This window comes from Gemmata palustris (genome assembly GCF_017939745.1).
Lineage (GTDB): Bacteria > Planctomycetota > Planctomycetia > Gemmatales > Gemmataceae > Gemmata > Gemmata palustris.
Map to the genome: position 1 here is coordinate 545,969 of NZ_JAGKQQ010000001.1, position 19,270 is coordinate 565,238.

The window sequence follows — 19,270 nt, forward strand, 5'->3', positions numbered from 1 at the left end:
TCTGATTAACATACTCGTCTTTCTTGCGGAAATGCCAAGAGCATTGTCAGCCAAAAGAGCAGATCTGTGGATCGACTCCGTCAACTCGTGCCGAAACAATTCGTGTTGCGACACGGAGCGAGCACCTCAACCACATTCCCCAAAACTGTGACGTGACAAAGTGGCTTCGCGGAGCACCCATTTTCATGTCTTCAATCCGGAGTAATGTTGACTAAATCGATTCCTCTAGTCACATTAAACACCGTGGTTCGGCCCCCGGCCGCTCCGACGGAACTCTGAGTTGAGAGGCGGAGTTCGAGTCGTAGCGGTTCGGGCGGCCGAACGGAACCGAGATCAAATTCCGGGACGTAAAGCCCCGACCGTCCGCACACGGGCTCTTCCCGCAACGGTCTCGCAAGTGACGAGTTTGTGGGACTTCTTCAACTTCTCAACATCGGCCGGCGAGAGAGTCTATGAAAACGGGACTGACGTTTCGCCTCGTTTGTGTATGCGTTGCTGCCTGGGTCAGTTGCGGGGCGGTCTCGGCACAGCCCGATCCGAAAAAGGACGGTTCAAAAGTCCCGCGGCGACCGAACATCGTGCTCATCGTTACCGACGATCTCGGCTACGGCGACCTGGGGTTTCAAGGGGGCAAGGACATCCCCACACCGAACCTGGACGCCCTCGCGGCGAGCGGCGCCCGGTTCACCAACGCCTACGTCACCGGCCCGATTTGCGGGGCGACCCGTGCCGCGCTTATATCCGGCTGCTACCAGCAACGGCACAGCTACGACGGTAACCCCGGTCCGAACAACGGGCTGAACCTGAAAGAGGCGACGCTGGCCGACGCGCTTAAGGTCGGGGGCTACAAAACGGCCGCGCTTGGTAAATGGCACCTCGGCTCCGGCCCCGAGTACCGCCCGTGGAAGCGCGGGTTCGACGAGTTCTTTGGGTTCTACGGGGCCATGCACAGCTACGTTCCCGGGCCGGTCGAGGCGTCCGCCCGGATGGTGTTCGAGAAGACCCGAAAGGAGCGTGATGCACTCGCCAAGAACCCGCCGAAAGACTTGGCGCCCGCGCCAAAGGGTTCGGAGGGAGGCACCACGGGCATCATCGGGGCCGCGCCGGGCAAACTGGTCCGCGGCACGTCCGACAAGCCGCACGTCGAGGTCGAGGAGAAGGAGTACGTGACCGAGGCGCTCGCCCGCGAAGCGGTCACATTCATCGACCGTTCGCGCAGCGCCCCGTTCTTCTTGTATCTCGCGTTCAACGCCAGTCACTCCCCGCTCCAACCGACGAAGAAGTACCTCGACCGGTTCCCCAAACTCGAGGGCAAGCGCAAGGCATACGCGGCGACCACCTCGGCTCTCGACGACGCGGTCGGCACTGTCCTCGCCAAGGTGCGAGCACTCGGTCTCGAGGAGGACACAGTCGTTTACTTCATCAACGACAACGGCGGCCCGATCGACGACATCGCCGCAAGCAACGCCCCGCTCAGCGGCGCGAAGTTCTCGCTCTGGGAGGGCGGCATCCGCGTTCCCTCGGTCATCAGTTGGAAGGGGAAGATCGCCGCGAAGCAGGTCGTCGATGCCACCGTTTCGAGCCTCGATGCGTTCCCGACCCTGCTCGGGGCCGCGGGGCTCGACGCACCGAAGGGCAAGCAACTGGACGGCGTGAATCTGTTGCCGGTGCTACGGGGCGAGGCGGCCGGCGCTCCGAAGGGGCGCACCCTCTACTGGCGGCTCAATCAGCTCTGGGCCATCCGATCGGGCGACTGGAAGCTGGTACTGCCCGAGCGCGGGGAGGCCGTACAACTCTTCGACCTCTCGACGGACGTTGCCGAGGAGCGCGACCTGGCCGCGAAACACCCGGACGTGGTCACCCGCCTGACCGCCGACTGGAAGGCGTGGAACGAGAAGAACATTCCGGTGAGGTGAAGGGTGGCGCGGTCGCACCCAAGCCAGCGGAAAAGACGTCATACGCGGACGAGATCCGGAAGTGGCAAGCGATTCGTGAGGAGAAACTGCGTGCCGATAACGGTTGGCTGACCCTCGCCGGTCGCTACCCGCTCAAGGACGGGGCGAACACGTTCGGCGCCGGGAAAGACAATGACATCGTTTTCCCGGCTGCACTCGAAGGGACCGGTCCGGCCCGACTGGGAACTGTGCGCGCCGATCTCGAGGCCAAGAAGGTCACACTGAAACTGGCGGACGGGGTCTCGATGGTGAGCGGCGGTAAGCCATTTCAGGGCGAGCGGTCACTCGGGACGGTCACCGACAAGCGCGACTGGGTCGGGCTCGAGCGGCTCAGCATGCACGTCATCGAACGGAACGGGAAGTACGTCCTGCGCCTGGCCGACAACGAGTCTCCGGTGCGTAAAAACTTCGCCGGGTGTGTTTGGTACGCGCCCGATGAGACGTATAAGGTTGAAGCCAAGTTCGTGCCGTACCCCGAGGGCAAAACGCTGTCGATCGTGAACGTGATCGATGAGGTGTCTAAACAGCCGTGCCCCGGGTACGCGGAGTTCAAACTCAAGGGTCAGGTTTACAAGCTGGACGCGATCCAGGAGGGCGAGGGGCTGTTTTTCGTTTTTCGAGACGACACAGCCGGTGACACCACTTACAAACCGGCTCGCTTCCTCGACGTCGCCACGCGACCGCAGGACAACGAGACGTTTACCTTGGACTTCAACAAGGCGTACAATCCGCCCTGTGCGTTTTCCGAGTTCACGACCTGTCCGCTGCCCCCGAAACAAAACGTCCTGAACGTGCGAATCGAGGGCGGCGAGAAGTACCTCAAGCCGCGCTAGGAGCGGTCGCCACGTTCGCAGCAAACCTTAACCGTCACACGCGGTGTTCCCGAGCCGATGCACCTGATCCCACCGAGCTTCTGGGTTTGTTGATTGCCGCGGACCACTCGTGCCCGCGCCCGGTCGCTGACGGTGTCCTGGACGGTCTCCTCCCGCAAGTGTGACCAACGGCCGGCGAAACGCCGCCAGCCGCTGAGCACCGAAAGTCTCATTGGCACAGCCCCGGTACGTTCCAACGCGCCGGAGTCAAATTTCGCATCGGCAGTCCAAAGGTTCGAGGTGACGGAGTGGGATCACGTCGAAACTCCTTACCAATGGTCTATTGACATCGGCTAGCGAAATAGTTCATTATGTTCATCGGATTTGTGAATTAAGTGCCCGATTCCGCACGATCCGCGCATTAAAAAGCAAGTCGGTGATCGCGCCGACTACCCCGTCGGGTTCGCGCTCGTGCGATCAGGAGACCGGACTTGGCACGTGTTCCCCCGCTCCAAGTCGAAGACGCCGGCCCCCGCTCGCGCGAATTGCTCGACGAACAAATCGCTAACCACGGTCGCGCCACGAACATGAAGCGGACGCTGGCGCACTCGCCCCCCGCGCTGTTCGCACTGATGCGGTGGTACGATCTGCACGCGGAGGTGGTCGCGTTCCTCAGCAAGCGTGCGACCACACTGTTCGCGTTCGCGATTTCTGCCCAAACCGACTGCCTCATCTGCTCCACGTTCTTCCGCCGGTGGCTGATCGAGGGGGGCGAGAACCCGGCGACGGGGCACGCTTCGTTACCGGGGCGCAGTTCGTTCTCGACGCCGGACTCCTGACTCGCTGACACTCCCGAAGGACACCAATGATCGGCCGCGTATGCGCGTTGTTAGTGGGGGGCGTTCTCGCGGCCCTCCCGGTGGGGTGTGGGTCGTCCGAAGGTGCCGGGCGCGGCGACGTGCTGCGCATCGGTTACCAGAAATGGGGCACGTACTCGCTGCTGAAGGCGTCGGGCGGGTTGGAACCGAAGGCACGCGAGCACGGGTTGCGCGTGGAGTGGGTCGAGTTCCCGGCCGGGCCGCCGCTGTTGGAAGCCCTCAACGCCGGGAGCCTCGATCTCGGTCACGCGGGCGACTCGCCCCCACTGTTCGCACAAGCGGCCGGGGTGCCCTTCGCGTACATTGCCGCCTCGTCCCCCAGCCCGGAAAGTTCGGCAATCGTCGTCCGCAACGACTCCGCGCTCCACGACCCGCGCGACCTGAAGGGCAAGCGGATCGGGTTCGTGAAGGGATCGAGCGCGCATACGCTGGTGGTGCGCGTGCTGGAGAAGAACGGTCTGGAGGTAAGCGACGTCACCCCGGTGTACCTCGCACCCGCCGACGCCCGCACCGCGCTCGAGGGCGGGAGCATCGATGCGTGGAGCGCTTGGGACCCGTACCTCGCCGCCGCGGAAGTGGGGGGAGGGGCGCACCGGATCGCCGACGGCCGCGGGTACGTCACCGGGCGCGAGTTCTACTTCGCGTCGAAGGCGTTCGCCGGGGAGCGGCCCGAAGTCGTCCGCACGTTTCTCGCCGAACTGACGCGGGTCAAGGAGTGGGCCAAGGAGCGCCCGGGCGAGGTGAACCGGCTGCTCGCGGACCAAACGGGAATCGCTATCGGCGCCATCGAGCGGGCCGAGGGCCGGCGCAACCGGTACGACACCGGCCCGATCACTGATGCACTGGTTGCGGAACAGCAAGCGATCGCCGACCGGTACGTCGAACTCGGGTTGCTGCCGCACCGGATCGATGTGCGGGACGCGGTGGCGCGTACCCCAATTGGGGCGAAGGAGTGACGGCGTGGACGTGTTCTGGTTCATCCCGACACACGGCGACGGGCGCTACCTCGGCACCACCGTCGGCGCCCGGCCCGCGACGTTCGAGTACTTCGCTCAGGTCGCGCGGGCCGTCGATCACCTCGGCTACGCCGGGGCGCTCCTGCCCACGGGGAGGGGCTGCGAGGACGCATGGGTGACGGCCGCGGCCCTGTCCTCGCTGACGACGCGCATGAAGTTTCTCGTCGCGGTGCGCCCGGGACTGGTGAGCCCGACACTCGCGTACCGCATGGCCGCGACCTTCGACCGGCTCACGAACGGCCGCGTGTCCGTCAACGTCGTCACCGGCGGCGAACCGGAGGAGTTGCGCGGCGACGGGCTGCACCTGGCGCACGACGAGCGGTACGACCAGACCGACGAGTTCCTCACCGTCTGGCGCGGGTTGAGCCGGCGCGAAACGGTCAATTTCGAGGGCCGGCACCTGCGCATCACGGGCGGGAAGATCCTCATGCCCGCGGTGCAGGAGCCGCACATTCCGGTGTACTTCGGGGGCTCGTCCGATGCGGCCCTGCGCGTCGCCGCGCGGCACGTCGACGTGTACCTGACCTGGGGTGAACCACCGGAGCAGGTGGCCGAGAAGATCGCCCGCGTGCGCGCCCTCGCGGCCGCGGAGGGGCGGAGCGTGCGGTTCGGCATCCGGTTGCACGTCATCGTTCGCGAGCGCGCCGCCGACGCGCGCCGGGGCGCAGAGGAGCTCATCAGCCACATCGACCCGGCGACGGTACGAGCCGCGCAGCGGTCGCTGGCGAACTACGACTCCGAGGGCCAGAAGCGGATGCGCGAGCTGCACAATGGCGTCCGCGAATCGCTGTGGCTGCGGCCCGATCTGTGGGCCGGCGTCGGGTTGGTCCGCGGCGGGGCCGGAACCGCGATGGTCGGTGACCCGCCCGCGGTCGCCGCGCTCATGCGCGAGTACGCCGCGCTCGGGATCGACACGTTCATTCTGTCCGGGTACCCGCACCTCGAAGAAGCGTACCGGTTCGCCGAACTCGTGTTCCCGTTGCTCCCCTTGCGCCGCACCGAGCTGCCCCGAAAGAGTGTGGCGATTATCGGCGAGGTCGTCGCCAACGGCGCGCTCCTGGGCACCGACGGGAGCCGGACGTGAGGGCGCTCCGCACACTGGTCCCGTGGGCGCTTCCGCTGGCGCTGCTCGCGCTGTGGCAGTTGGCCGGCGACGCGGGCTGGTTCACGCGCCGCATCATGCCCACGCCCGCCGAGGTTCTGCGCGCCCTAGTGCGACTGGCGGAATCGGGCGAACTGGCGCGGCACCTCGCGGTCAGCACCCAGCGCGCTGCGACCGGTTTCGTGGTCGGGGGGCTGATCGGGTTCGTGCTGGGCCTGTTCACCGGCGCGTCGCGGGTCGCGGAGGTTGTGCTCGACAGTTCGGTGCAGATGCTGCGCACGATCCCGCACCTCGCGCTCGTGCCGCTGGTGATCCTGTGGTTCGGTATCGGCGAGGGCGGAAAGGTGTTCCTCGTCGCGCTCGGCGTTCTGTTCCCGGTCTACCTGAATACGTACCACGGAATCCGGTCCGTCGATCCGGGGTTGGTCGAGATGGGCCGCGTGTACGGGCTCGGCCGGTGGGGACTGTTCCGCCGCGTGCTGCTGCCCGGGGCGCTGCCGTCGGTCCTCGTCGGCGTTCGGTACGCGCTGGGCGTTATGTGGCTCACGCTGATCGTGGCGGAAACGATCGCGGCGAACAGCGGGATCGGGTACATGGCGATGAACGCGCGCGAGTTCCTGCTTACCGATGTCGTGGTGCTCAGCATTCTGCTGTACGCGCTGTTGGGGAGGCTCGCGGACCTCGCGGCTCGAGGACTGGAACGGTGGCTGCTCCCGTGGCACCCGGCGCACACCCAAACGACCGCTACGGCCGCGCTCCCGGACGATCCGACAGGAGGTGCGGCGTGAGCACCGGTGTCGCCGTGGAAGTCGTGGGGGCGCGCCGAGCGTTCGGTACGAACGTCGTGCTGAGCGGGTTCGACCTGCGCGTCGCGCCGGGCGAGTTCGTTGCGGTCGTCGGCCGCAGCGGGAGCGGGAAGAGCACGCTCCTCCGTTTACTCGCCGGACTGGACCGACCCGATGGCGGCGAAGTCCGCGTCGACGGCGCCCCACTGGCGGGGCTGTGCCCGGCGGCACGGGTGGTGTTCCAGGACGGCCGGTTGTTGCCCTGGCTCCGGGTCGGGCCGAACGTGGCCCTCGGGCTCCCGGCGGGCACTCGCGACCGTGGGAACGAAATGCTCGCCCGGGTCGGGCTGGCGGACCGCGTGGCAGACTGGCCAGCGGTCCTATCCGGCGGCCAGCGGCAGCGCGTCGCCCTGGCCCGGGCACTCGCCGGCGACCCGCGATTACTCCTACTTGACGAACCGCTCGGCAGCCTCGACGCGCTCACCCGCATCGAGATGCAGCGACTCATTGAGGACCTGTGGCTCGCGGACCGGTTCACGACCGTGCTCATTACCCACGACGTGGACGAGGCCGTGACGCTCGCGGACCGGGTCGTGCGGGTCGCGGCCGGGCGCGTCGCCGGGGAGTGGCCGGTCCCGTTGCCGCGCCCGCGCCGCCGGGACGCCCCCGCGTTCGGCCCGCTCGTGCGCACGATCCTCGACGCCGTAATGACCCCTTCGACCGACCGGGAGTGACCCATGCCGAGCGCGACCAGCCGCCGCGAGTTCTTGATCCGAACTGGAGGTGCCCTCGGCGCCGGGCTCCTTCCCGGCACGAGCGGCGCCGCGGACGGACCGGTGAAGGGGCTCGTGACCGGGCAAACGGAAGGAGCGGCGGCGGGCACGGCCGTACTCGCGGCCGGGGGTAACGCGGTCGATGCGATCGTGGCCGCCGCGCTCGTCGCGGGCGTGGTCGCAGTGCCGGGAACGGGCATCGCCGGATACGGCGGTCACCTCGTCGTCACAAAACCGGACGGGAAGACGTTCGCCATCGATTTCAACTCCGCTGCCCCGGCCGCGATCAAGCCCGACACGTTCGCGGTCGATGCCAAGGGGAACGTGAGGGGCGAGGCGAACACGTTCGGCTGGCTCGCGGTCGGGGTGCCGGGCGTACTCGCGGGGTTGCAACTCGCGCTCGACAAGTTCGGCACGAGAACCTTTGCGGAGGTCGTGAAGCCGGCTATCCGGTTCGCGAAGGACGGGTTCCCGGTGTCGAAGGGCTTCGCCGCGGCAATCCGGGGCGCGAAAGCCCGGCTCGCCACCGACCCCGGGTCCGCGAAACTGTTTTTCGCAAAGCGGGAGCCCCTCGCGGAAGGGACGACGTACAAGAACCCGGACCTCGGCGACCTGCTCCAAACGCTCGCCAATCGCGGGAACGTGAGCACCTTCTACAAGGGCGACATCGCGGACAAGATCGCGGCGGCGTTCAAGGCGAACGGCGGGCTGGTGACCACGGACGACCTCGCCGCGTACAAGGCGCGCGAGGTCAAGCCCCTCACAATCGCGTTCGCCGGGCACACCGTTTTCACACCGCCCCCGAGTTCCGGCGGGTTGACCGTGCTCCAGGCACTGGCCGCGCTCGACGCGCTCGGCTGGCCGAAGTGGGACGCGCGCGACCCGGCCACGACGCACGCGAAGGTCGAGGCGCTTCGGGCCGCGTGGAACGACCGGCTCGCACTCCTGGGTGATCCGGGCCATGCGAAGGTACCGGTGGAGCGACTCCTGTCAGAGGAGTACGCGAAGGGAAGCGCCGAGCGCGTGCGATCCGCGGTGAAGGCCAAGAAGCCGCTCGAGGGTGCGTCTGACGGGCGCCCGTCCGGCGGTACGGTTCACCTGAACGCGGTCGACTCTTCCGGGCTAACGGTCGCGCTCACGTTCACCCACGGCGGGTACTTCGGCTCGCAGGTGACGATTGACGGCTTGGGATTGGTGCTCGGCCACGGGGTGTCGCGGTTCGACCCGCGGCCGGGGCGCGCGAACTCGCCCGCGCCGGGCAAGCGCCCGCTGCACAACATGTGCCCCACAGTGGCGACGAAGGACGGCAAGCCGGTGCTGGCCCTCGGTGCGACCGGCGGGCGCCGGATCGTGAACGCGGTGTTCGACGTGCTCGCGTACCGGCTCGGCCAGTCGCTCCCGCTCGCGGACGCGGTCAAGGCGCCGCGCGTTCACACGGAGGGCGACACCGTGTTGTCGCTCGAAGCGACCTGGCCCGCCGCGGTGACGGACCACCTCAAGGCGGTCGGTTACGACCTGAAGACCGGCCCCGGTGCTTCGCTGAACGCCCTCGAGCGCGACCCGGTCACCGGGGCACTTCGCGCCGCTGCAAGGTGAGCCACTTCACGCACCGGAGATCGGCCATGAGTTCACGTATCTACGGCGCGGCGGCCCTCGTTGCCGTCGGCCTCGCGACCGGGTTCCTCTGCGCGACGGCGCTTCCATTGCAGCCCCAGAAGCCGACCGACGCGCGACCGAGTGCCGGACCCGACACCGTGTTCGTGGAAGAGATGACCTGGGTCGAGGTCCGCGACGCGCTCAAGAACAAGAAGACAACGGTCATCGTCCCGACCGGCGGTGTGGAGGAGAACGGGCCTTACGTTGTCACGGGCAAGCACAACTACATTCTACGGGGCACGACCGACGCGGTCGCGCGCAAGCTGGGTGACGCGCTCGTCGCGCCGGTCGTCCCGTTTGTGCCCGAAGGCCGGATCGACCCTCCGACCGGGCACATGAAATTCCCCGGCACGATCAGCCTGAGCGAGGACACCTTCCGGCGGCTCCTGACCGACATCTGCGCGAGCTTCCGGGCCCACGGGTTCCGCGACATCGTGCTCATCGGCGACAGCGGCGGGAATCAGAAGGGCATGAAGGCAGTCGCGGCGGAACTGAACGGGAAGTGGGCCGACGGGAAAACGCGGGTCCACTTCGTCGCCGAATACTACGACCACGAATCCGTCGATAAGTGGCTCGCCTCGCAGGGCATCAAGGAAGTGGACCAGGGGTTACACGACAGCTTCGCGGTGAGTGCGACACTGGCCGCGGTCGATCCGGCGCTGATCCGGGCGAAGCAGCGGCAGGCGGCCAAGACGTTCTCGATCAACGGCGTCGAACTGGCCCCGCTGGAGAAGACCGCGGAGTGGGGAAAGAAGATCATCAACTTCCGGGCCGAGGCGACCGCGAAAGCGATCCGCAAAGCCGTTTCCGAGCCGCGTCCGTGAGGCGCAGCGTCATCTGTTCGACCTACTCAATCGCCAATGGTGAGCGCCCGTCAACGCGGACTGCCCTCGTGAGGGCACCGGCATGAACGCACCGGTCGTTGGCAATAACTCGGGAGCCGATCCACCGCGGTGAGCGACTCACCGAAGCTCCCGCCTGGAGAGTGGGCTACCCGTGGAGCCCGCGCGGTCAGGTCACCACGTATGAATTCTACACCTTGGCCCCGTCGAAGGGACTCGGGTGTTCTGGCACGAGACGGTGGATATAGTGAGCCCACCACGAAAAGCGCACGGCCCATTTGGAGCCCCGGGTTCGGGAGCAGAGCGATTTGGTAGTCCTCGCCGAGTTCCTGGCGGGCCAGTTGGGGTAAGGGGCCGCGCGAAATTGAGATCGAAGGACCGGTCCGGGCATGATCCGTCTGCACATTCAACGCGCGCTCTTGATCGCGGCTGCGGTCGTAGCTACCTACGGGTTGGCAGAACAGTACGGCACGCGGACCGGCCTCCTGATCTGGGCCGGTGTGATGGCTGTGGCGTGCGGCACCGGTACGATACTGCTCCGCACGAGCACAATCGGCCGGGTCACGTGGCGCAACCGGGTCGCGGGTCACCTGATCCCGTGGGGATGGAGGCTCAACCGAGGTCTCCTCTGGCCCGTTCCAGTCGTCTCGTGGGCCGTATGGACCGCAGTCGGGGCGACGACCGTGCTACTGAGGCAGGGAGAAGATGCCCTCGGTCTTCGGGTCGCGCTGTTCGTAGCGTGGGTGCTCGACGCGGCCGCGCTGATCTTCATCCTGGGGGCAATTTGCCAGGCTACCCCGGGAAGTCGCGCGGGATCCCTGTGGAAGCTGGTGACATTCATCGCCGCTCTAATTGCAACGAGTGTAGGGCTGTACCTCTACGGTCTGCCAAATGCCGCTCTGGTCGTGGGAGGTGGCCCGCCACTGGTGGTTGCGGGGTGCGTCGGACTCGTGGTGCTCTTTCTTGTGACGCTCGGCCGAAACACGCGCTGGAACTGATCGTCGCCCTTTCTGCACTCGATTCGCCCGGTTCAGCTTCGGCCGGCCGGGTGTTTGGTGATGTGTCGCGCTACCCGATGTCGTTGTCCTTCGTTCGGATCTTATAGGGCAATTTGTCATAATTTGAAGGCGGTTTGAGTTTTTCGAGTCATTCCAGACGGCCTGCGAAAACTGACTCCATTGGGAACAGTCGGAGTTGTAGACACAGTAACGGTGTGAACGCACACAGAGCCCAAAGTGCCCGGCTTCAGTGGAACGAGGGGGCACTCGAAGTGGGGGGCTCGCTCGAATTCTGTGGCCCGAAGTGCTCGCGCTGTGGATCGACCCTGATCGCGAATGGTCGGCTCGTGGGGTCTGAATGGTACCCACGTCAAGCAAACCTATGCCACAGGGAATCTTTGCCCACCGGAGCAAACAAGCACGGGCCACTTCTCGCTTGAGCGCGGTATCGAATGTGTTATCCTGCTGGACGTTACACCAACGGTTGCCGGCCGATTCTTGTACTCGTTTGCCACCCGAAGCAAACGAGTGCAGGAATCGACCGGCAAACCAACTCTAAGTTCGGCCACCGGAGGGCTGGCGATGAGGTGCGCGTTGTTTGCAGCCGTGTTCTGCGGCACCGGTTTTGTTCTCAATTCGGCCTTTGCCGACCCGCCGAAAAATCCGGCAAGTTCATCTCCACGTGACCAACCCGATTGGGTCGCCGAGATCGAGGCGGCGATCAAAGCCCAGGAAGACCGTCAGCAGAAGCTCTTCGCCGAGTATGCCGAAAGGTGGGGGAAAGCGAAGACCGAAGCCGAGCAGGATGCGCTCGAAAAATGGCGGCACGAAGCCGTCGATGGGATGAGGAAAGCTGACCGTGCGGCGGCTCATTCCCTCATGCCGTTGCTGCGCAAACACGCCGATGATCCAAAGACGTATATGGGATTGGCCTTTACCACGGAGCACGGCAGCAGTGACGACCGTGAAGAATCTGGCGCTCTGATGGGTAAGTATCACCTGTCCAACCCAATTGTGCTGAAGTGGGCACAATTCGGACGGGGTGACGGGTGCGACGATTTCCTAGAGCCAATCATCCGCAATCTCCTCGCCGATAAAGAAATGGCTGCGAAGGATCGGACCCTCCTGCAATTCTCTTTGGCCCAGTATTTGAAGCACAAGGCTGAAGTCGCCCGAATGTCGAATCAGTCGATCACTTGGCGATACGGTTCCGACTATATCGCCAAGATTCGCCAGCGGGATGTGGCAAAGCTCGAAGCCGAAGCCTTGGAAATCTTCGACCAACTGATCGCGAAGAAGGTGCCCGATGAACTCCGGCCCGGCCTTTCGATTCTGGAAGAGGCCAAAACCGAGGCGTATGAAATGCGCCATCTCGCGGTTGGCAAAAAGGCACCGGAGATCGTCGGCGAGGATCTCGACGGCAAGCCGATGAAACTGAGCGACTATCGTGGCAAAGTGGTGGTGCTGGATTTCGGGGTGAGGCGTTGTAGTCCCTGTATCACTTTCGGCAGACATCTGCGAAAGCTGATCGATCAATATGCCGGCCGGCCGTTCGCTGGCGTCGGCGTCAATATCGATAAAGACCGGAAGGACGCTAAGGCGTTCGTTGAGGAGAACAAATTCACTTGGCCAACAATTTGGAATGGGCCGACCGGATGTGCCGGCGGGATTGCGAAAGACTGGAATGTGCAGGGATTTCCCACGGTGTACGTGATTGACCATGCGGGCGTGATTCGCTCCAAAGCTCGTGGTCCGGAGTTCGATCCGCTGATCGAAGAACTGGTCAAGAAGGCGGAAAAGAACGCCGCTAAGTAGAGGAGTGTGGGTCCGTTTCAGAGTGGAGGGTAGCGCGTGGCCCTGGATCACATCTAGGACCACGCGCTGCACCAGCGCGCTGGTAAACATGTCGAGACGTGAGTTACACGTCTCCGGCCCGTCTGATCACCCGACATTTCTTCATGCCGCCTCTGCATGCTAGAATGTACACTCCTCGTGAGAGTACATGCTGCAGAAGCAGGGTAAGCTCAAACCTCAAGGGACTGGCGCGAACAAACCGAAGCCGGTTGCGGTCAAGAAAGCCGCAGCCCAAGTGACGGCCACGTCGCGCACCAAACGGAAATCGCCTCCTCCAAAAACCGCCGCTAAAATCACATCCCGAACAAAGCCGTCGACCGCTCCACCGGTAAGCGTTCCACGCCCATCGGCGAGCGGTGCCGAGCGCGACCGCCTCACGAACGTGTCCCGGCAGCGCAACGACACCAAGCGCGAAGCCGGAGCGTGACCGGACATTATGGACCCAGACCGCCGGGAAGCGTGCAGTCGGTCGCTCCGGCTGTTCTGCGAGACCTAAGCGCCCCGGGCGTTCGCGATGGGGCGAGTCGGACCTGCGCGCGACCACTGGGATCGAGGAGGCCGTGACCAACGGATTTTGCCTATGACGCCTGAGCGACACGATTGAATGACTCGGAATTGCTACCCGATCGCTGTGTGTGGGAATTAAGTATTCTTCGGTAGTAGTGCGGGTGCGGCACCGCGATGGCGGCCAGCCGCGTTTCTTCACGGCCGTGACGGTCGCGTCATCGAGTGGTGGAACGCAGTCCCAGAGTACGTTCCCCTCTTTGGTGCGAACGAGGAACGCGCGCTGCCCGATCCCGGCCTTTGGCCGCGGGTGAATGGTGTGCAGGACAGAGCTGGTGCTTTGAGGGGAAATCCATGCAGTCGGCTCAATATCGTTTGTAAAATCTCGTCCACTAGTATGCAATTGATCAAATCGCGTCGGGAACTCATCACTTGAAGTGAGCAACGCGGATTATTGGGATTGAGAGCCGAAATTGTTAGCGATTGTTAGCCGCCCGCACGACGGACAAGAAAGGCAATAGCCGCGGAAATGCATGAAATGTCAGCGAATGAGGTGTTGCTTGTCCGGTGTCGCATCCACGCGACTATCTCGGGGCCAAAATGTTAGCAATTGTTAGCCCGGTGTAGGCGGGACGAGCGAAACACGTGAGGGGCGAACCGTTTTGGCGGTTGCCCCTCACGGTTGCGCCGGGGCGAGCGGCGCAGATTCGATGACGGTGGCGCCCGATGCGCGTCGGGCGCGAGGATCACGAGTTACTTCTTGCGCTTCCCGGTCATGGTCATGAACGGCACCCATTTACCGTCGTCACCGAGTACGGACGAGGTCATCACTTTGGTATCCTTGTCCTTCAACTCGATCACGTCGCGCATCCTCACGAGTTTCCCTGTGGCCGGGTTCGGCCCCTCGGTTTCCAGGGTCAGCGTTTGGCCGTCGAGCGTACCCTCGTACTTGCAGAGGAAGTCGCACACCGAGCACACCCAGGTGCCGACGACCTTCTTCTTCTGGGAATCGAACCCGAGGGTCATCACGCCCGTAACCGGGACGTCCATGAACGTGCCCTTCATCTCGCTCACGAGCCAGAACCCGCCGAGCGCGCGAGCGGCCTCGGTGCCCTTGCATTTGACCGGCGGCTTGCCCGGCTCAACGACGCCCTCGGACTCGACCTCCCACTGCCCCTCCAGTTGCTTGAGCCACTCGTGCTCCTTCTGGGGCACGGGCGGTTTCGGCGGTTCCGCGCCTACGGAGGGGAGCGCCAGCACCACGGCGACGACACCGGCCACTGCGAACTTACGCATCGCACGTTCCTCGAAACGGATGGGGTACTCCCAGCGCTCGAGTAGGCGACCTCGCGAACGCTGGGGTTGGGAGAATCGCACGGCACCCGGGGACAACCAATGTCGGTAGTGGAGCCGGTTTCGATCGCCGCACGGGGCGCGCGGCTTGCGCGGATCGGAACCGACGGAGGGGTGAGGTGTGACTTGCTGGAACGGAGATAGGCCGGGTAAAACGAAGTCGAGTGTGGTTCGCAAGCGCGCCTTTCGCGCTCACGAGCCACACTCGGTGACTACCTTCGATCAGGCCGCGGCCTTCTTCAGCGAGGCCATGTCGATGACGAACCGGTACTTCACGTCGCCCTTGAGGAGCCGGTCGTAGGCCTCGTTGATCTTCTGGATCGGAATGACCTCGACGTCGCTCGTGATCCCGTGTTCGGCGCAGAAGTCGAGCATCTCCTGCGTTTCCGCGATCCCACCGATGGCGGACCCGGCGAACTGGCGCCGCGGCATGAGCAGGTTGAACGCGGCGACCGGGAGCGGTTTCTCCGGCGCCCCGACGAGGCAGAGCGTGCCATCGAGTTTCAGCAGCGAGAGGTAGGCGTTGATGTCGTGTTCGGCCGAGACCGCGTCGAGAATGAAGTCGAAGCTCCCCGCGTGCTTCGCCATCTCCGCCGCGTTCTTCGACACCACGACTTCGTGGGCGCCGAGCCGCTTCCCGTCCTCGATCTTGCCCGGCGACGTAGTGAACAGCACGACGTGCGCGCCAAACGCGCGGGCGAACTTCACCCCCATGTGTCCCAACCCACCGAGGCCCACGATCCCGACCTTCTGGCCGGCGCCAACTTCCCAGTGGCGGAGCGGCGAGTACGTGGTGATCCCGGCGCACAGCAGCGGGGCCGTGGCCGCGAGGTTCGCCTTGTCCGAAACCTTCAGGGTGAACGCTTCGTCCACCACGATGTTTTCGGAGTACCCGCCGTAGGTGATCCCGTCGGAGTGCTTGTCCGGGGCGTTGTACGTCAGCGTGGGGAAGTGGGCACAATACTGTTCGAGCCCGCGCGAGCAGCTCGGGCAGGTGCGGCACGAATCGACCATGCACCCGACCGCGGCGAAATCGCCGACCTTGAACTTCTTGACGTCTTTGCCGACCTTCGTCACGCGGCCGACGATCTCGTGACCGGGAACGCAGGGGTACGCGGTGCCCGCGAACTCGCTCCACTCGTTGCGCGCCTGGTGCAGGTCCGAGTGGCACACGCCGCAGTACAGGATGTCGATTTGCACGTCGGTCGCGAGCGGTTCCCGGCGCGTGAGCGCGAACGGTGCGAGCGGGGTCGTTGCGCTGTGAGCCGCGAAAGCTTTGGTGCTCATTGCGATAGTTCCAATTCGAGTCGAGTTAAGGGACGGAACCAATTGAGAGTGGTGCAAACCGCACACCGACACGAACAGCAATCACCAGGAGAACGCGCTACCCGATACCCCGCGAACGGCTCGGTGTTACCCACCGGAACGCGACTTCGGGCCTCGACGGTTGCTCGGTAGATCGCGTCCGAGTGCATGAACTGGCAACGACGTTTCGTATGGGGGAATCGTAAGGTGGGCCGGAGGAGAGTGGTAACCTGATCGTGCGGGATCATTGCCTGATCCTGCACGGGCTGCCGGAATGAGAATTCTGGGCCGGGGCCGGGTGAAGCTTCCGTGAGGAGCCGCTATGGGCGACCAAAGATTGGTGAATTTGAGCGCCGCCATTGATCGGCAGACGCGCGCGGACGGTATCCACTCGACGGCCGTGCCCGAACTGACGCTGTTCCGATTATCCGCGCCGTCGGAACCGACTATGGTCCTCTACGAACCTTCGCTGTGTCTCATCGCACAGGGGAGTAAACTGGTCCACTTGGCCGACGAAGTGTACCGCTACGACCCGGCGCAGTTCCTGCTCGTGTCCGTGGACCTACCGGTCGCGGGGCAGGTCATTGAGGCATCGCCTCGGGCGCCGTACCTGGCTCTACGGATCAGTTTAGACCCGGGAGTGGTCGGAGAGCTGGTCGCCGACGGCGCATCGCCCGAGTTTCGGGAGGCCGCGCCGGTAAGGGGGCTCGCGGTCAGCCCGGTCGAGGCGCCGTTATTAGACGCGGTCACGCGGCTGGTCGATTTGTTGGAACAGCCCCGCGACGCCGCGGTGCTCGCGCCGCTCGTGCTCCGCGAGATCACGTACCGCGTGTTGACGGGGGAGCAGGGGGCGCGGTTGCGCCAGATCGCTGCGGCCGGCGGACCGGTGCAGCGGATCGCGCGGGCGATTCGGTGGTTGAAGGACCACTTCGCCGAATCCCTCAGTATCGAGGCACTGGCCCGCGAGGTGCGAATGAGCGCATCGGCGCTCCACCACCACTTCAAGCGCGTCACCGCACTGAGCCCGCTGCAATACCAGAAGCGGCTCCGGCTCCAAGAAGCGCGGCGGCTCATGCTCGGTGAGGGCTTGGACGCGGCTTCGGCGGCATTCCGAGTGGGGTACGAGAGCCCGTCGCAGTTTAGCCGCGAGTACCGCCGACTCTTCGGGGCGCCACCCAAGAAAGATGTAGCGTCGCTCCAACAGGAGCCGGCACCCCTCCGGGCCTGACTTTGATCTTCATTGACAGTGTGCTCGGCCATCGTGTATTGACCCGTCCGCACGAGTGGCTACGATTGGGGTAGTCCGTTTCGGCACCGGAGATTTGTTTGCGCGTGTTCCCGCGATTCGTGATGCTGCTGGCGTGCGTGCCGCTCTTGCTTCCTCCGGGACTCTGTGCCTGTGGAGCGAGTGAGGTGGCACTGCCGAATCGCGCGAGTGCCGATGCGCCACCGAAAGACGTGCAGGCCGCGAAGTGTTGTGGGTGCAGCCACCGCGCCAAGAGCGACGCGCCCGCCGCATATGTCGTACAGCCCGCACAGCCGGAACCGAAACCAGTTGACCACGCCGCCGGCTGTCCCGCTTCCCTCGGCGCGGACTGGTCCAAATTGGCCGAGCGCGCCCCGCCCGTCGATCACCTGACTGCGATCGCGTTCAGTGCAGTTCTCGCACACCTTCCCGCACTCTCGAACGTGGCCCCCGCCGGGCTCACCCACTCGGATTCCGTACCGGTCTGCACGTCTCCGCCGAGCTACCTGAAGCACTGCGCACTTCTGTTCTAATTCTCACCCGCTCCAAATTACTCCACCGCGCGCTATGGCGCGTTTTTCGTCCTCGTTTCCGGGGAGTTTCTCAATGGCTTCGTCCGAATCGTTCGAGCGCCCGGGAGCCTTGCGCTGGTTCAGCAGCATCGCGAGCGCTGTGCCCGCGCTGGTCGTTCTCGCGCTCCTCGGGGGCGTCGCATGGTGGGGGCACCACAGCGGCTGGACGTTGCCAAAACGCGCCGCCCTTGCGGGTGAAAAGAAGGAAGCCGACGACTGGTGCGCGGAGCACAGCGTGCCCGAATCGGCGTGCGTCGAGTGCAACGCGAAATTGGCCCCCAAGCCCCCGTCATTCGGATGGTGCGAGAAGCACGGTGTTCACGACTGCCCGTGGTGCCACCCCGAAGTCGCACAACTGCGGGGTAGCGTCCCGACCGTAACCGCGGACGACCTCGCACGCGCGAAGCGGGCGCTGGATTTCACCGAGCGCCCGGAGAACAGCCCGCGGTGCAAGCTCCACGCGCGGCGGATTCAGTTCGAGTCCTCGGAGGCGGTCGATAAGGCCGGTGTCGGGGTCGATGTCGTAAGCGCCGACGCGGTCGTCGAGTCGGTGAGCGCGCCGGGCGAAATCGGCTACGACCAAACGCGGGTCGCGCACCTCTCGACGCGCGCCCCGGGCACGGTGTTCCGCGTGTTCAAGCGCATTGGGGAACCAGTCAAAGCCGGTGAACTCCTTGCACTGGTCGAAGCGGGCGACGTGGGGAAGGCGAAAGCCGATCTCAGACAGGCACTGGCCGCGGTCGACAGCAAATCGCAGACGCTGGCGAATCTGAAGGCGTCGACCGGTGTGGTGACGGACGCCCGTGTGCGCGAAGCCGAAGCCACGCTGCGTGAGGCCCGCATTCGGATGAACGCCGCGCGCCAGGCGCTCGTGAATCTCGGCCTGACTATCGACGAAGCCGAGGTGACGAACGCGACGGACGAGCAACTCGAGCGCAAACTGCACTTCCTCGGCCTGCCCGCGAGCACAACGCAGTCGCTCGACCCCCGAACCACGACATCCAACTTGCTCCCGATGTTCGCTCCAATGGGTGGTGTGATTACTTCGGGCGATGTGGTTGCGGGCGAAGTAGTGGACGTGGCCCGCGTGCTGTTCGAGGTGGTGGATACGAGCCGGCTGTGGGTCACGCTCGACGTGACCGCGGAACAGACGCGACGGGTGAAGCTCGGTCAATCCGTGCGGTTCAAGACGGACGGCGGGAAAGAGGAAGCGGTCGGTACCGTGGTGTGGCGCAGCACCCAGGCCGACCCGAAGACGCGCACGGTCAAGGTCCGCGCCGACCTCCACGACCCGACCGGCCGGTTCCTCGCGAACACCTTCGGCACGGGCCGCATCGTGTTGCGCGAAGAGCCGAAGGCGGTCGTCGTTCCCAACGCGGCCATTCAGTGGGACGGGAACTGCTTCGTGGTGTTCGTTCAGGACAAGGATTTCCGCAAGCCGAATGCGTTCAAATTGTTCCACGTGCGCAGCGTGCGCATCGGGGTCAAGAGCGACACGCAGACGGAGATCATCGCGGGTCTGCTCCCGGGCGAAGTGATCGTCACCAAGAACGCGGAGGTGCTCCGCGGGGAACTGTTCCGCAGCAACATCGGCGACGGCTGCGGGTGCGGGCACTAGC

16 protein-coding genes are annotated in these 19,270 nt (G+C 64.9%); 14 read left to right on the forward strand and 2 right to left on the reverse strand.

The window, feature by feature from the left end:
• Positions 1-452 precede the first annotated feature (452 nt).
• From J8F10_RS02225 to J8F10_RS40195, 11 genes are all read left to right on the forward strand, one after another.
• Positions 453-1,916 (forward strand): sulfatase-like hydrolase/transferase, encoded by a 1,464-nt coding sequence (locus J8F10_RS02225; protein WP_210652258.1) that lies wholly within the window; start codon positions 453-455, stop codon positions 1,914-1,916.
• Entirely contained in the window at positions 1,886-2,788 is a 903-nt protein-coding gene (locus J8F10_RS40190; RefSeq protein ID WP_210652259.1) for a DUF1684 domain-containing protein, read from the forward strand. The genes J8F10_RS02225 and J8F10_RS40190 overlap by 31 nt, the downstream gene beginning before the upstream one ends.
• 470 nt (positions 2,789-3,258) lie before the next feature.
• Positions 3,259-3,606 carry a hypothetical protein gene (locus J8F10_RS02235; protein WP_210652260.1) on the forward strand — a complete coding sequence of 116 codons (348 nt, stop codon included), beginning with the start codon at positions 3,259-3,261 and terminating at the stop codon, positions 3,604-3,606.
• A gap of 26 nt (positions 3,607-3,632) precedes the next feature.
• A complete protein-coding gene (locus J8F10_RS02240; RefSeq protein WP_210652261.1) occupies positions 3,633-4,601 on the forward strand; it encodes an aliphatic sulfonate ABC transporter substrate-binding protein in 969 nt (322 codons plus the stop codon).
• Between the two features lie 4 nt (positions 4,602-4,605).
• On the forward strand, positions 4,606-5,745 hold the full coding sequence (ssuD, locus tag J8F10_RS02245; protein ID WP_210652262.1) for an FMNH2-dependent alkanesulfonate monooxygenase: 1,140 nt from the start codon (positions 4,606-4,608) through the stop codon (positions 5,743-5,745).
• A complete protein-coding gene (gene ssuC, locus J8F10_RS02250; protein WP_315854059.1) occupies positions 5,742-6,551 on the forward strand; it encodes an aliphatic sulfonate ABC transporter permease SsuC in 810 nt (269 codons plus the stop codon). The genes ssuD and ssuC overlap by 4 nt, the downstream gene beginning before the upstream one ends.
• On the forward strand, positions 6,548-7,282 hold the full coding sequence (locus J8F10_RS02255) for an ABC transporter ATP-binding protein (RefSeq protein ID WP_210652263.1): 735 nt from the start codon (positions 6,548-6,550) through the stop codon (positions 7,280-7,282). Before ssuC ends, J8F10_RS02255 begins: the two co-directional genes overlap by 4 nt.
• Positions 7,283-7,285: 3 nt before the next feature.
• The gene (gene ggt, locus J8F10_RS02260; protein ID WP_210652264.1) at positions 7,286-8,917 is read left to right on the forward strand and encodes a gamma-glutamyltransferase; all 1,632 of its coding nucleotides are present in this window, start codon (positions 7,286-7,288) and stop codon (positions 8,915-8,917) included.
• A 26-nt stretch (positions 8,918-8,943) separates the two neighbouring features.
• On the forward strand, positions 8,944-9,801 hold the full coding sequence (locus tag J8F10_RS02265) for a creatininase family protein (RefSeq protein ID WP_210652265.1): 858 nt from the start codon (positions 8,944-8,946) through the stop codon (positions 9,799-9,801).
• A 407-nt stretch (positions 9,802-10,208) separates the two neighbouring features.
• Entirely contained in the window at positions 10,209-10,817 is a 609-nt protein-coding gene (locus tag J8F10_RS02270) for a hypothetical protein (protein WP_210652266.1), read from the forward strand.
• Between the two features lie 528 nt (positions 10,818-11,345).
• Positions 11,346-12,632: a TlpA family protein disulfide reductase gene (locus J8F10_RS40195; protein WP_210652267.1), complete on the forward strand. Its 1,287-nt coding sequence runs from the start codon at positions 11,346-11,348 to the stop codon at positions 12,630-12,632.
• A 1,296-nt stretch (positions 12,633-13,928) separates the two neighbouring features.
• On the opposite strand, the gene J8F10_RS02280 is transcribed toward J8F10_RS40195, so the two are convergent.
• Both J8F10_RS02280 and J8F10_RS02285 read right to left on the reverse strand, forming a co-directional pair.
• Positions 13,929-14,471: a DUF1579 domain-containing protein gene (locus J8F10_RS02280; protein WP_210652268.1), complete on the reverse strand. Its 543-nt coding sequence runs from the start codon at positions 14,469-14,471 to the stop codon at positions 13,929-13,931.
• Between the two features lie 279 nt (positions 14,472-14,750).
• Complete coding sequence (locus tag J8F10_RS02285) at positions 14,751-15,815, reverse strand: NAD(P)-dependent alcohol dehydrogenase (protein ID WP_210652269.1); 1,065 nt, start codon at positions 15,813-15,815, stop codon at positions 14,751-14,753.
• A 340-nt stretch (positions 15,816-16,155) separates the two neighbouring features.
• Here J8F10_RS02285 and J8F10_RS02290 point away from each other — a divergent pair, with 340 nt between their 5' ends.
• From J8F10_RS02290 to J8F10_RS02300, 3 genes are all read left to right on the forward strand, one after another.
• Positions 16,156-17,061 carry an AraC family transcriptional regulator gene (locus J8F10_RS02290; protein WP_210652270.1) on the forward strand — a complete coding sequence of 302 codons (906 nt, stop codon included), beginning with the start codon at positions 16,156-16,158 and terminating at the stop codon, positions 17,059-17,061.
• A 185-nt stretch (positions 17,062-17,246) separates the two neighbouring features.
• Positions 17,247-17,612, forward strand: coding sequence for a hypothetical protein (locus J8F10_RS02295; RefSeq protein WP_210652271.1), 366 nt, complete (start codon positions 17,247-17,249; stop codon positions 17,610-17,612).
• Positions 17,613-17,685: 73 nt separating this feature from the next.
• Entirely contained in the window at positions 17,686-19,269 is a 1,584-nt protein-coding gene (locus J8F10_RS02300; RefSeq protein WP_210652272.1) for an efflux RND transporter periplasmic adaptor subunit, read from the forward strand.
• Position 19,270: the final 1 nt, after the last annotated feature.

What these genes read in the sequence shown, in the direction of transcription:
- J8F10_RS02225 (WP_210652258.1), top strand. Translation starts at nt 453, where the DNA reads ATGAAAACGGGACTGACGTTTCGCCTCGTTTGTGTATGCGTTGCTGCC.
- J8F10_RS02240 (WP_210652261.1), top strand. Translation starts at nt 3,633, where the DNA reads ATGATCGGCCGCGTATGCGCGTTGTTAGTGGGGGGCGTTCTCGCGGCC.
- ggt (WP_210652264.1), top strand. Translation starts at nt 7,286, where the DNA reads ATGCCGAGCGCGACCAGCCGCCGCGAGTTCTTGATCCGAACTGGAGGT.
- J8F10_RS02265 (WP_210652265.1), top strand. Translation starts at nt 8,944, where the DNA reads ATGAGTTCACGTATCTACGGCGCGGCGGCCCTCGTTGCCGTCGGCCTC.
- J8F10_RS02270 (WP_210652266.1), top strand. Translation starts at nt 10,209, where the DNA reads ATGATCCGTCTGCACATTCAACGCGCGCTCTTGATCGCGGCTGCGGTC.
- J8F10_RS02280 (WP_210652268.1), bottom strand. Translation starts at nt 14,471, where the DNA reads ATGCGTAAGTTCGCAGTGGCCGGTGTCGTCGCCGTGGTGCTGGCGCTC.
- J8F10_RS02285 (WP_210652269.1), bottom strand. Translation starts at nt 15,815, where the DNA reads ATGAGCACCAAAGCTTTCGCGGCTCACAGCGCAACGACCCCGCTCGCA.
- J8F10_RS02290 (WP_210652270.1), top strand. Translation starts at nt 16,156, where the DNA reads ATGGGCGACCAAAGATTGGTGAATTTGAGCGCCGCCATTGATCGGCAG.
- J8F10_RS02300 (WP_210652272.1), top strand. Translation starts at nt 17,686, where the DNA reads ATGGCTTCGTCCGAATCGTTCGAGCGCCCGGGAGCCTTGCGCTGGTTC.